The organism is Micromonospora sp. NPDC047793 (assembly GCF_040642635.1).
Classification (GTDB): Bacteria; Actinomycetota; Actinomycetes; order Mycobacteriales; family Micromonosporaceae; genus Micromonospora.
The window spans coordinates 12,663-25,881 of sequence record NZ_JBEYSG010000020.1 but is presented as its reverse complement, the minus strand read 5'-3'; the positions used below and the strand labels follow the sequence as shown (position 1 = coordinate 25,881).

Genomic DNA, 13,219 nt, shown 5'->3' with positions numbered 1-13,219 from the left:
GTTCTGGTAAGTACTCCACGCCAGCAGGGACGCCTTGAACCGGTCCCGCGCAGGATCACCAGTCGGCAGCGGTACCTCCGTGTCCCACTCCTCACGCGGGTCGATGCGCGGGTATTCGTCTTCCTCGTCCTCCCTGAACACGTCCCGGTTCTCGCGGTGCGACTGTCTGACCCTCGACAACTCGTGGGACACACGCAGGTCCTCCACAGCGTCTCGCAGCGGCTGCGCGTGGATGATCGTCTTGGGGCCCTCGGGCCCGGGCGGCTGCCCGCCTCCTGGCCAAGCCTGGTCAAGAGAGACGTGCAGCAGCTTGACCTGACGGTCGTTGCGATAAACCAGCGGCCGTCGATCGGCGCTCAGCACGGCGGTCGCACCGGGCTGTTCAAGAACATCGAGTGCCCACTTCGCCATTCGGTGAATCGCGGGCGGCGTCGGGCGCGTCGAGACGAACCGAAGTTCCAACGCGACTCGCCCGGTCATCGCTCGGTGTCCCGCCGCTCGCTGTTGTGCGGCCACCTGCCGCTGGAACTCCCAGACCGCCCGGCGGCCCCGCTCACCCTTACCCTCCGGCTCCCCGTCCACGTCGATACGCCTAACACGTCGGCGGCGCACGGACGATCGGTACTGCCATGCCTCAGGCGAAGACCAGAAGCCGGAGCGGGTCGATGAGCGCATCGTCATCATGAACATGGTAGAGAAGGCTCGGGCATGAATTCGGTAGCCGTTGCGAACCAGTTCGACGTTCAGGCGGTTGACCCCTGGGTCCTCCGTAGAAGACTTTGGTTAGTGAGAGTACGAGCGCGGCGTGCTCCGGTTACCGATGACGACACCGACTACGACGTAGCGGTCGACGCTGCTTCCGGTCGGTCGATGTGTCGTGATCCATGCGGTTTCGCGGAGGTGTCGGACACCGTCTGGGTGTTTGGTGAGGTCGAGTACCAGCAGTTGTCCAAGTGTGGCGTTGGTTCCGGAGTAGTCGGCCGCCTGGGTCAGATATGACTGTTCCAGGGAGGTGTCCGTGGCGTCGGTGAGTTCGCGCTTCACTTCGATGTAGAAGCGGATGGTTCCGAAGTTGACCTGGATGTCGACGCGTCCCGTGGCGACGTTGGAAACCTCGACCTGGATGCGCCCGGCCAACTGCCCGCCGCGTAGCCAGTTGGCGTAGTCGGTTTGCAGCTTCTCCTCATGCGGAGCTTTTCCGGCCGGGAATGGTTTGAGATAGGCGAGGTCTCCGGACAGCTGCATGTCGTGCCGGGTGGCGAGGAACGTTGCCAGCTCCCAGTTCAGAAGGTCGAAGTACTGCCGTACCAACCCGGCGTAGTCAGGGCAGTCCTGCAGGCCGGCGTCGAGCTTCCGCTTGAGAAGGTCTACCGCAGGTCCACCGGCGGATTCTGAGATCCTGCGATACGCCACGCCCTCCATGATGTCGAGGGCACCGTCGTTCACGTCCCGGGCCAGCAGTTCTGCCTTCTGTGGACCGAGGACGGCGAGCAAGGTGGGGGCTCTGGCGATCAGCCGTTCGAGCGTCGGTAGGTCGTCCTCCGACGGGTCATCGGGCTCACGTGCGTGCCGCTGCTCGACCGGGCGATCTGTGAGTACGTCGATCCTGTCCCGCAGCGCCTCCAGTTGCGGTGCATCGATTGGTGGATCCGGCAACGCCGCGGCCGACTCGGTGGCGTGGCGCATCGAAGCGAGTAACGACTGCTGCTGCGCGATGGTCTTTTCGATGGTTGGCCGGATGACGGCTTCAATGCCCGGCATTCCTGCGAGGCCTGGCACGGGGTTGACCCCTCGATCCAGTTCGTACGCCTCTAGGACGGCCGAGAGCGCCTCCCACACGTCCAACCACGCAGGGGCTGCGAGATGCTCCGCCGCGCCGTCGAGGATGAGGACAAGCTTCGCCCATGCTCGTCCCGCCTCTTGTCTGGGACGACGCCAAGCGGGGGTATGTAGACCGCGGAGCCATGCTTCCCGATGGTCCAGCAGCGACGTCACGGAGTCTCGGGAGGTCACGAGCATCGCACGGTCGGCACGCGAGAATGCCACGATCGCATCGAGGCCGGCGCCGTATAGGGCGGCGTCGTCGCGGGCCTCTTCAGACGCGGCGGCGGTCGCCATCTGTTCGCGTGCCCGGATGATTAGGTCGAGCGCCGTCGTTGCTTGAGCATTGGCGGCCTGACGAAGCAGATCCAAGCCGTACTCGAAGGTGGCATCAGCGGCAGCGTCCGGGACGCTGCGGAGGCTGTCGAGATCCTGCCGCAGCGTAAGGGCGACGGCTTCGTCGGCGCCCCATCGGTCGAGTGCCGCGCCGATGAGGCGTGGTAACCGCTCCGCGTACTCGGGGTCGATGTGGGAGACGTCATCGAGCTCCAGTGCGCCGATCACCCGGATGGGCCGCGCAGCCCCGACGATGGCGAGTCGGAGCGCGCCTTCCAGATGCCCCGCGGCGAGGAAAGGGCGATCATCGAGTGTGCTCGCGTGCCCGCGTAGCAGCGCGTCACACAACCGTTGGCCTAACTGGTTGACGAACTGCTCGCTGCCCAGCAAAGCCTCGATTGCGTCGTTCAGCGTAAGGAGGCTGCGTTGGCTACCCACTCCTGCGAGTAGGGCTTCGATCGTCGCCGGTTCCAGTGCTTCGCCGTCCTCAAGCGCTCGAACCGTTGCTCGGCACGCCAGGTGCCCTAGCGGGCCCGCCGCAGTGTCCCGGACCGCTGTTGCCAGATCCTCCGCTATGAGGTCGCGCAGCAGGACCGTGAGCGACGGCGTGGCGTCGGTTTCGGCAGCTTCCGCCAGGAGATCATCCAGAGCGTTCACCTCGTCCCCCCGACGTCAGCGATGTCGTTTGCCTGCCCTTTTGTCCGAATCGTGTCAGCGGGAACACGTCAGACGCTGTTTACCACATTGGCCCACCCGGACCTGCGGGCGCGATGACCTTTGACTTCGTCAGGATGTCGCGGGCCAGAGGTTCGTCGACGAGCGTCAGGATCGCTTGCAATCCGGGAATCTCGGTGGTGAGACTCTCCAGCTCGGTAAGCAGGGCCGTAGCGTCGATGTCTTGCACTTCCTCAGCCTTGGGGCTGTCGATCAGGAGGAGGCCCGGGTGGGTGGCGAGGCCGAACTGCGTCCCGACGCGGAGAAGGGCGACGACAACCGCAATGCGCAGCCTCAGACGCTCCCCCGGACTCTGCCTGCTGAACCACTCTCGCGGACCGCCCGACTTGTACACCTGCAGACGAGCACCCCTGTCGATCTTGACTCGCTCAAGGTCTCGCATGCCGAACCGCTGAGCGGCCTTCACGATCTCGGTGTTCAGCGCGTCGAACAAGCCCTGACTGGCTTGGACGCCGTCGGCCTCCAGCACACTGACGGCGGCGTTGAGCACCCGCTGGATATCGTCGAGTCCTCCGCCTTGCGTGCCATCCGGGGGCGTCAAGACGCTGAGTATGCCCTCCAGGCGTGCGATCGTCGCGGTCAGCCCTGCCCGTTCGCCAGTCTGCGTCGCGCGTTCGGCCATCTGAAGACGCTGCTCGACGTCCGCCACCTTCCCGCGTACCGAGCGCGCTGCGGCGGATGCGGCCACCAACTGATCCTTGGCGACCTGCTCAGCTTCTCGGCTCGCCTTAACGCGGTCCCGGGCCTCTTGCTCGACGTGCTCCCGGCTGCTCTCTTCGACCGCGACAGGGCTCGCGCACATCGAGCAGGTGTGCGCATCTCTCTCCGCTGCCTTACGGGCGCTCGTCACAGGGGCTTCGCAGCGGGGGCAAGCCACCGGGTCCAGCGCGTGGAACAAGGCGCGGGCCACGGCACTCTCCCGTAGATCATTCAGGGTTTTCTCGTCGCTCTGCCGCTGAGCTCGCAGGATGTCATACGCCTGCTGAGTGTGTCGCAGCGCTGACTCCGCATCGACCAGCTCGCGTCCCAGTTTCACGACGGCAGCCGCCAGCGAGCCGACCGAATCGGCGCCCTCCGACGGGTCCGTCAGCGCAAGGAGGCGTTCCTTCGCGGCGGAAAGCTCCAACCGTGTCTGCTCATACTGCTGCGCTTGCAACGCTCGTAGCCGTGCCACGTCGGCGTGCTCGGCTTTCGAGGCGGCGGCACGCGCGTCGCGGATGGCCCTGACCTGCGTCAGTAACGCCGCGCTGGGCAGGTCGAGGAACACCTGGAGTAGCCGGCCGGCAAGTCCTCCCATGACGACATCACCGAGCAGTGCCCGGTCGCCACCCGCAGGCAGGTAAATCGCGCCGAAGTAGACAGGCCAGCCGTGGGCGGCCCTGCCGCTGGCCGCTGTCGCCTGCGCGTTTTCCAGCCGCCCAAGGTTCATCAAGTCCAGCATCAGCGCCGCTGTAGCGTCGCCGTACGCTGCCTCGTCCTGAACCGCGACGACCTCGGTGACACCGAGGTCGGCACGCGCGACGCGGACATCGCGCAATGCCTCCAGCGTCGGAGCCGAGAGGATCCGGGCGTCGAGAATCTTGCCGTGATCCATGGTGAGCCGGAATCCGAGAGGGCGACCCGCTACCAGGGCGTCGCAGTCCAGCTCCCTGATCCACGACTTGACGACACCCTGGAGGTCCTCGCGGTGCGTGCCGCGCAGACACCACGTAATCAGCTCTAAGACACTGGTCTTGCCCTTGAGGTTGTTCGCCACCAACACCGTGAGGCTGTTGCCGAGGTCCAGGTTGGTGTCGAACGAGCCTTTGGGGGTGACTGTGCGATCACCGGCAATCCTCAGGCGACTCACGCGTAGCGGGCGCGGAAGGGCCGCCGCGCTGGCAAGAGGCAGACCGTGCTGTTGGAACGTAGTCAGCACGAGCTGCCGGCTGACGCCCGCTTCGAGCGCGATGCGGGCGGGCAGGTCGTCTTGGTTGCCGTCGTTACCCATCACGACCTCGCCCCGTCGACAGTCTCGGCTCGGAGTTCGACCAAGCGCTCTCGGGTCTGTTGCGCGATGCTGCCGATCCGGCTTCCGATTGGCGTGTTTCGATACTCATCGTGGAGGTATTGCCGCGCCTTCAACTGCGTCCCGCCATGTCCCTCGGTGAGAGTGGCCACCAGGTTCACGCGGTCGACGTAGTAGCTGAAGACCGGTTCAGTGACCAGGATCTTGTCGACGGCCTCCCGGCCGCGTGTGGTCAGGAAGTAGTCGTGCTGCTGAACACGACCGGGTGTTCCGCGTTTGCGACGGATGACAAGGCCGGCGCTGCGGAGCACGGCCAGCGCGTCGTCAAGCGGCTCGTATGCGCCGAAGAGGTAGCGCAGCATCGGGTACCGGCGGACCTCTGGCTCATCGGAGGCCAGGATCTCATCTGCCAACTCCAAGAGGTACGGCTCTCGACTGACCTCGTAGTCCTTGAGCAACGTCGCGGCCAGATAGTCCGGATTGCGTACCCAAAAGTCGATTTTCTGCAACTTGACCTGCGTCTCCACGACGCCTACCGCGTCGGCGAGAGCTGGGTCGGGGGACGGCGGCTCCGGCATGGGTAACGCACTCGCCGCGATGATCAGCAGGATTCGGACAGCGTCCTGCTCACGACTCGTCGATGCCGCCAGTTCGACCTCAACCACGCCCGCAGTGTATGTAAATCCGTCACAGGGGCCTACAGGCCGCGAGTTCCTTCTTGCGGTACATAGCGTCGAACGAGTTCGCCACTATCTGGCTCGAACCCCTCCAGACGGGTCACCGGTCGTGGCCGTGCGGCCGAGCCCGCCCACAGGCCGCCAAAGTTGACCTTCCGCGCCCGAGCCGCAAACGGCCCCCGCTAGATCTCGTCAAACGCTCCATAGAGCACCCGCATCGGGCCGATCCGCGATTAGAGTGACTTCCCATCGACCTGCTGAAACACCCAACTCAGCCCTGCGGTGCCAACTTCGCGTCGCCTGGCGCGGTGTGAGGACACGCTCGGCCAACGCGAATATTGCAGCGGGAGCTTGAGCGACGGGTACTACGGTAGGACGGATGAGCTCGCCGACCAGTGGTCTGGTGTCCGTACACATCGGCCAACCCGAACCCGGCTCCCAGCGCGAGCAGCAGATGCTGGTGCAGACCGAGTACGACCGGGAGCGGTACGGACCACGCTCCTTCCGCGTCCCGGGGCACCTGGACTGGCTGGGAAAGGGCCTCCAACCGCGGTGGCTCGGGATGGAAACCGGCGACTGCACCGTGGCCATCGAGCCGAGCATCTTCCAAGGCCAGGGTGCGGACGAACGTAACCGCTTCCTCGCCGGAGCGCGCCAGCGCGGGGAACTCGCCTTGGCCGTGACAACGATCGGCGACGTCAACGACGACCCCACACACCACTCGCTGTTCCCCGCCGGCGCCAGCGTCGACCTCGGCGTGCAGTACACCAGCGTCTACGGTCGCCGTCTGCCGACCGGCACTCGACCCGAGATCGTCCCAGGGCTGAGCGCTGCCGACCGTGACCTAGCGATCCGGCTGCTCAGCCGCCCTCCGGACGCCCCGTGGTGGGCGCTGGAACTCACCAGCGTTCGCCTCAGTCGGGGCGGTGGCTACGGCGGGGAGATCCACGAGCCGGAAGGGGAACTGCACCCGATCCTGGTCGACACACTGGGCAAGCCGGTAGTAGCGGCCTGGACCTCACCGGCGGGCGACCAGCGGTGGTACATCCTCCCGGCCGCCCCTCCCTGGACCAACGTCCTGGGATGGCTCGTCGAGCGCGCGCTACCCGAGTATGTGCCCAACGCCCTACGCCGAGCGCGCTCACCACACTTCGACGACCCCGATCTGCGCACCGCCGACGAGTTGGCCGCCCGCCGAGCCCTTGACGACCTTGAGGCGCGGTACGCCGAGGAGAAGCTCCGCATCGAGGAAGAGTTGCGCGAGGCGAAGGATCGCGCCGAGCCGGTACGGTACGGACTGCTCTACGGCAGTGGCACCGAACTCGTGCGCGCGGTCGCGGCGGTGCTCAACGCGGCCGGACTGCGAACCGTTGACCTCGACGACACGGTTGGCACCAAGTCAGCCGATCTACTGGTGGATGGCGAGGGTTCCACGCACCGCCTTGTCGAGATCAAGGCGACGGGTGGCGCCGCCCAAGAGAACCTCGTCAGCTACCTCCAACGGCACCTCAAGACCTGGCCCCAACTCCGCCCCGACCGGCCCGTGACCGGCGGCGTCCTGGTTGTCAACCACCAGCACAAGCTGCACCCGTCCGAACGCACCGCACAGGTCTACTCCCGGCCCGAGTTCGTCGCTGCCTTGCCCTTCACCGTCCTGAGCACCGTCGCCCTCTTCAACTGGTGGCGTACAGAGAACTGGGCCGACATCCGCGAAGCAATTCTCGGCGACGAGCCGTTCGGGGAAGCGGCCGTCGCCGTCGAGCCAGCAACCCCGCGATCAAATACGGACGCTGCTGCTGTACCGCTGCGGCGTCGGTGGTGGTCGAAGGCCGCCCGAATGTCGTAACAGCAGCAAGGGTGAGAGTTGGTGCCCTGTCCGAGCCAGCCAGGGCAGCGTGGCGGCGCGCGGACCAGGTCGTGACCGCGCTGGCCGTCGCGGACTGGTCTCACGCCGTCGGCCTGGGCGAACCTGTCCAGATCCGCACTGAGGCGCTGCGAAGCCCCGTGTGGTGAAGGCGTTAGCGCACCGGGGCTCCTCGGGCGCCTACGCCGAAGCGGTCCGCCGCGCTTGGACCACTTTGTGCATATATTGCTGTCGGATGCTAGACGGTCGAGGCGTTGCACATTATCGTCGCGTCTCCTCATCGGTAGGGTGCAGATTCGCTCCGCGGGTGAAAGGCAACCATGGATGAACTCCGCCTCGCGCGTACGCTGCGTGAGGTCTACTCGCCGCTGCTGGAACCTCAGCAGGGTTTCGATGCAGTTCATGAAGAGGCTGACGACCTGCAGATCGGTGACATGCGGCGCGCACTTCGACGCACGTACGATAAAAATGCCGCCATTGACCGGGTCCTGCTTGTCGTCTCGGGCGTCGTGGTCGGCGTCACCACCCGAGAACGGGTGTTACTTGTTCATGGCACAGCAGGCACGACCATAGCTCCGCCAGTGGGGGAGGGTGACCGTGCCACGCAACTGGGCGACTCGACCTGGTATCACGTAATTTCGTTCACATGCGGGAAGTGTGACCACTCGGAGGCCCGGGTCTTTTTTGACGAGAGACGGGTCCCTGTCTGTGACCTCCACGGAAATATGGAGCTAAGGCGGTGAGTCTCAACACCGTTGGCAGTCCGCCGGCCGCGTTCGGGTCTGGACGCTTCTTCCGGATCGGTTACCTGCCGACTTACGTCGTCCTGCTGTGGTTTCTGGTATTGATCTGGGCTGGCGCGCCCGGCGACACACTAAGCTTCACCGCTGCCTGGAGCGTTGCTTCTGGCCTCGGCGTCGGTGAACTCGTTCTCATCTCTGTGGCCATCGTCGTCGTCGCATCAGTACTGCATCCAATGCAATTATCGATTGTGCAGCTCCTCGAAGTGGGCCCTCCGAGGTGGTTGGGGTCGGAACTGTTGCGGCAGCGGCAACTGGCGCGAAAGCGGAAGATCGAGGCCAAGGCGATCCTTCCACAGCCACCGGCGGTTCCTCGAGAAGACCAAGTTCGCGCCGCGGGTCTTGCCGGATCAAAGCTGCGCCAGCAGTATCCTCTTCCGGATTATCTCGTCCGGCCGACCGCCTTCGGTAACGCCCTGACGGCGATGGAGGATACAGCGGGTCGTATGTTCGGCCTCGATGCAGTCGTAGCGTGGCCCCGCCTCTACACCCTGCTCGGCGAAAGCGTTAAGACGATCGTTGACGATCGCCGGGACGCCCTCGATGGTGCTGTACGAATGGCGGTCTCGGGTGCCGTCGCCACCGTAGGGTCAACTGCCTTGCTTTGGGGCGCGACCCACAGGTGGTGGCTACTTGCGCTGATTCCCGCAGCTGTCTCGGTCGCCTCGTACCGCGGGGCGGTGCAGGCTGCCCTCGCATATGGAGAGGCGGTTCAGGTGGCATTCGATATGCATCGCTTCGATTTGCTCGCCTCGCAAAAGTTGGAGTTGCCGGCCACTCCTTCCATGGAGAGTGCAGTCAACCGACAGTTGTGCGACCTCTGGCGCCAGGGCGTGCCATTGGCAATCTCCTACGGACAGGAGAAGGATGCACCATGACGACCCTACCCGACAGGCCCTTGGTTTTGCCCTACTCGTTGGTCGTCGGTCAGACGGAGCTGCGACGTGCGCTGGAAGTATCATTCGTCGACCCGGGGCTAGGGGTGCTTGCAACCGGCATGCGCGGCACCGCCAAGTCGACGACTATCCGAGCCTTCTCGATCATGGCTTTTTCGGAACTCCCGACCACTCTTCCCATCGGCGCGTCCGACGACCGCGTGCTTGGCGGGCTCAGCATTGAAGCACTTCTTCGTAACAGACACGAATGGCAGCCGGGCCTCCTGGAGCAAGCGAGCGCGTCGGCCGGTCGCATGCTATTCATCGACGAGGTCAACCTTCTAGATGACCACCTGGTGAACGTTATCCTTGACGCGGCCTCCACTGGAATTCTGGTCGTCCAACGCGACAACGTTGACCACGGTACGACTCCGGTGAGGTTCTCGTTGATTGGAACAATGAATCCCGACGAGGGCGGACTGCGGCCCCAGTTGTTGGACCGTTTTGGCTTGGTCGTCGAGGTAGACGCAGAGGGTGACGTACAGCATCGCCGCCAGGTCTTGGAGACCGTTCTTCGGTTCGAGGAGGAGTGCGAGAATACCTCCTCCGAGTTTCTTAGCGCTGCTCGGACGCACGACGCTGCCCGGCGACGAAAATTGATCGCGGCACGGGACAGAAGGCATGCCGTGTCGATCCGACACGCCGCGGAGGCGTGTGCCCGGATCGCGGTGGAGCTAGAGGTCGTTGGGCATCGAGGCGAGTTAACACTTATCCGTGCGGCACGTGCCGTGGCCGCGCTAGACGGAGCACCTGCGGTCGGACCGAAGCACCTCCGAACGGCCGCCAGGATGGCGCTCGTTCACCGTCGCCCGAGTGCGCAGTCTGGAACCCTCTCGCCATGGTTGGAGGAAGACGACCGCCGCATCGCTAAGGTGGTCACCGAGATGGCAAAGGCCTGGTGATGAACCCAGCGGTGTCACCCGATCACCGCAGCTTGGAGTTGGTGCGCTGTCTTGCAGCGGCACCAACGCTTTGCGGTGTGCTGTTCCTCGACCTCGATCCGGCTTTTTTGCCGTCGATTGGACAATGGCTCGCGGATGCTGCCGCTACCGGCGGTGGCCCCCCACCGCGTATCCTGACACTCGGATCATGGCACACCGAGGACGACCTGTGGGTTTCCGTGCGGCTCGTTGGCGACCGGTTGGAAACCGCACCAGGCGTGCTGGTTGAAGCACCTGACGAGTCTGCGCCGATAGTCTTGGTTCCAAATCTCGCCACCGCGGGTCTGGCCGTACAGCACGCAGCCGTATCATTGGTGGGCGCGGAGGTGGCGAGCTGTGAACGTCATGGCCGGACGTTGATGTGGTCGCCGAAGGCCCGCTGGCTGGTGGGATGTAGCCGCGAAGATGCCTACCGAACGTCTCCCCATCTCCTGGATCGACTTCCTGTCAGAGTGGATGGCACGGCTTTCGGAGCGTGCATTGCCGCACAGCGCCCCATTAGTGCCGCTATAGAAGGAACCGACGATGAGAACGCCGCGCTTGTTCGGCGACTCCTCGGAGCTATCGAACCTGTGAGGCATCACCGGCCCCGGGTCACCGCCGAGGCGCTGGACCGTGTTATGGAGCTATCCCCTCCGTCAGCCGCTCGACGCGACATCGCACTGGCCAGGCTGGGCCGCGCCGTTGCTGTCCGTCGCGGAGCTGTAACCGTCGAGTCGGAAGATGTGACGACAGCGGCAGCGCTGCTCGGCCTTGTTGCACCCCCCGAGCCTGCGGTTGTGCAGTCCCCTGACGAACCTCCTATGGAGGACGTGAAGCTGCCGGAGGTGCCGCCGCCAGTGCAGGACACCGAGGCGACGTTCTACTTTGAGCAGAGCGCCGACCCCATAGTCAAGGTCACGGTTCCCGCACTGCTCCGCGTGGCTTCTCACTCATTCGAGGGGCTTGCGTTACCCCCTGCTCTGACTGACATGTATCCCGAAGACGAACCCGACGCGGTTACGGAGCCGGCACAGTTGCGGGTGCGCTGGCAGCGGCCGTCGAAGCCCATACCGGCGGCCCGTGGGCAGATTATCGGTACGGAGCAGACCGGCGATTTGCGAGACCTGGCGATCGTCGCAACGCTGATGGAGGCACTCAAGTTTCAGGTCTTCCGGCCCCGTCCCATGGGCCGGAAAGACACTCTCGTCCTCTCCTCGGCCGACCTGCGCCGTTACCGACGTCGCCCGGAACCTGCCGCCGCGCTACTACTCGTGCTTGACCACACCTGCCACTGGGACTGGGACTGGTCTGGCGCTCTTTCTCCCTGCTTGCAATGGGCGTACTCGGAACGCGCGTTGGTCTCGGTTATCGAGTTCGGGCATCGCGACACCACGATGGAGCTTCGCGCCGAAAGGTACAGAGCCCGGAGCCTGCTCGATCCACGGATCACCGCCTCCCTCAGCCGGGCGCCAGGCAGAGCAACGCCCCTGGCTTCCGCCATAGATCTCGCGGTCGATGAGTTGCGGCATCTCATTCGGCGAGGACGTGTCCCGGTCAGCAATGTGCTTTTGGTCCTGGTGAGCGACGGCCGCGGCAACGTGCCTTTCGATGCCAGCGTGCGCAATACCGTCACGGCAGCGGTCGGGCGACGCGGAGTGCACGACGCCGTCGAACTCGCCCGGCCGGTAGCCGGCATGCGTGAAGTGCGCTCGATCGTCCTGGCACCCGACCTCGCGCCCTATCCGGAGATTCCGTTTGACCTGGCGGATGCGCTAGGCGGCGTGGTGATGACCGTATCGGCTTCCAGCAGAGCAGAGATGAGTTTCGTAAAGCACTACGGTCGGGGTGCGAGGTGAGCCAGAGGTATCCTAAACCCGCCGGTATCCGACAACACCTCCAACCCCACGGCCCGCAGGCTCAACTCGAGGAGAGGGCCAGACCTGCCGCATGGGTATCCGAATCGGATGTTGACCAGACGGCAGGCGAGCCGACGACCTTCGACCCTACGTATGGGCGGCTCGCCGACAGCCTTCCGGAGCGCACCGCGCTGTTGTGTGTGACGCCCTACCAGGAGGCGGGTCGCCAACTGTTCAGACTGCACTGGTACTTCAATGGGCGTCCGGACGAGTCGCGGCCCGGGGACGTTCAGATGCAGGGAAAGCCCGACTTCACCGTAGCTCAGATTCTGAAAAGCAGGAACTGGGAGGACGCTTATTTCGACGTATTGAACTGGTGGGTCGACAAGAGGCGTCTGAACGACTGGATAGGCGGTCTGCTTGAGGTAGCGACACAGGAGAGCGAGGAGCCCATTCGCTTGGTGATATGGGACAACACCGACTATCAAATCCCTTGGGAACTGTTCTACTCGGATTCCAATGCGATCTGGCTCGGCGCAGTGGTCCAGGTCGTTCGCTGGACCTCCATTCATGACGCCGGCCGTGTAGCGCGTTTTACTGCGGAGGCATCGGCTTGCAACGGTGGCATCCTCGCTCTGGAGACCGAAGACATCTATGGCCCCGACGGCCCGGTCCTCGATGCCCCGCTCGCCCGGTACGGTTGCACGCCTGTGCGGACAATGAAGCAGTTGCTCACCGCGCTCGACGATCCGTCACGGCGTGTCGGGCTGGTTCTGGTCCGGTGCCACGGCGTGTACGGCGAGAACGTTAACGAGTTCGAGTTAGGCGCGATGAGGATGAACCGATACGGCGAGTTCTCCATGCTTGCGCTGAGGCGGTTCCCTGCAGTGGTGTTCTTGAATGCCTGTGACACTGCCTCTGCAACGTCGACCGGAAGGCACTCGTTCGCGGCTACCCGAAGCTTCGCCGAGCTTTTCCTCCGGCGGGGCGCATGCAGCGTCGTGGCTACTCTAGGCCAGATTGACTGGGACTTCTCCCACGACTTCGCCGCCCGGCTGCTCGGTGCCGAGGGGCAGGAGCAACGGCTCACAGACATCCTGCTGGAGCAGCGCCGCAAAGCAGTCATGCGCACGCAGGGACGTCATGAGGATCGCGACGAGTACGACTTCCAAGCGTTCTTCCAGGGATTTGCCTACGTATACTTTGGGCATCCCGACACCACTCTCAAACTTGTCCCGCAGGCAGGGTGCCCGGGATGAACGGC

The 13,219-nt window shown here is 64.6% G+C and carries 8 protein-coding genes; 5 read left to right on the top strand and 3 right to left on the bottom strand.

Annotated elements, in window-relative coordinates; genetic code table 11:
- Positions 1-783 precede the first annotated feature (783 nt).
- The 3 genes from ABZ738_RS28085 to ABZ738_RS28075 form a co-directional block, all read right to left on the bottom strand.
- Entirely contained in the window at positions 784-2,814 is a 2,031-nt protein-coding gene (locus tag ABZ738_RS28085) for a hypothetical protein (RefSeq protein ID WP_357218074.1), read from the bottom strand.
- A gap of 79 nt (positions 2,815-2,893) precedes the next feature.
- Entirely contained in the window at positions 2,894-4,885 is a 1,992-nt protein-coding gene (locus tag ABZ738_RS28080; RefSeq protein WP_357218071.1) for an ATP-binding protein, read from the bottom strand.
- A complete protein-coding gene (locus tag ABZ738_RS28075) occupies positions 4,882-5,565 on the bottom strand; it encodes a hypothetical protein (protein WP_357218068.1) in 684 nt (227 codons plus the stop codon). The genes ABZ738_RS28080 and ABZ738_RS28075 overlap by 4 nt, the downstream gene beginning before the upstream one ends.
- A gap of 391 nt (positions 5,566-5,956) precedes the next feature.
- Between ABZ738_RS28075 and ABZ738_RS28070 the strand changes: the two genes are divergently transcribed.
- The 5 genes from ABZ738_RS28070 (at position 5,957) to ABZ738_RS28050 (ending at position 13,214) form a co-directional block, all read left to right on the top strand.
- Positions 5,957-7,423 (top strand): hypothetical protein, encoded by a 1,467-nt coding sequence (locus tag ABZ738_RS28070; protein ID WP_357218065.1) that lies wholly within the window; start codon positions 5,957-5,959, stop codon positions 7,421-7,423.
- 757 nt (positions 7,424-8,180) lie between these two features.
- Complete coding sequence (locus tag ABZ738_RS28065) at positions 8,181-9,119, top strand: hypothetical protein (protein ID WP_357218062.1); 939 nt, start codon at positions 8,181-8,183, stop codon at positions 9,117-9,119.
- The gene (locus ABZ738_RS28060) at positions 9,116-10,078 is read left to right on the top strand and encodes an AAA family ATPase (protein ID WP_357218058.1); all 963 of its coding nucleotides are present in this window, start codon (positions 9,116-9,118) and stop codon (positions 10,076-10,078) included. The genes ABZ738_RS28065 and ABZ738_RS28060 overlap by 4 nt, the downstream gene beginning before the upstream one ends.
- Positions 10,078-11,955, top strand: coding sequence for a hypothetical protein (locus ABZ738_RS28055; RefSeq protein ID WP_357218055.1), 1,878 nt, complete (start codon positions 10,078-10,080; stop codon positions 11,953-11,955). Before ABZ738_RS28060 ends, ABZ738_RS28055 begins: the two co-directional genes overlap by 1 nt.
- Positions 11,952-13,214 (top strand): CHAT domain-containing protein, encoded by a 1,263-nt coding sequence (locus ABZ738_RS28050; protein WP_357218053.1) that lies wholly within the window; start codon positions 11,952-11,954, stop codon positions 13,212-13,214. Before ABZ738_RS28055 ends, ABZ738_RS28050 begins: the two co-directional genes overlap by 4 nt.
- Positions 13,215-13,219 lie beyond the last annotated feature (5 nt).

Excerpts from the sequence above, each read along its gene's own strand:
- ABZ738_RS28070 (WP_357218065.1), top strand. The coding sequence starts at position 5,957 with ATGAGCTCGCCGACCAGTGGTCTGGTGTCCGTACACATCGGCCAACCC.
- ABZ738_RS28060 (WP_357218058.1), top strand. The coding sequence starts at position 9,116 with ATGACGACCCTACCCGACAGGCCCTTGGTTTTGCCCTACTCGTTGGTC.
- ABZ738_RS28055 (WP_357218055.1), top strand. The coding sequence starts at position 10,078 with ATGAACCCAGCGGTGTCACCCGATCACCGCAGCTTGGAGTTGGTGCGC.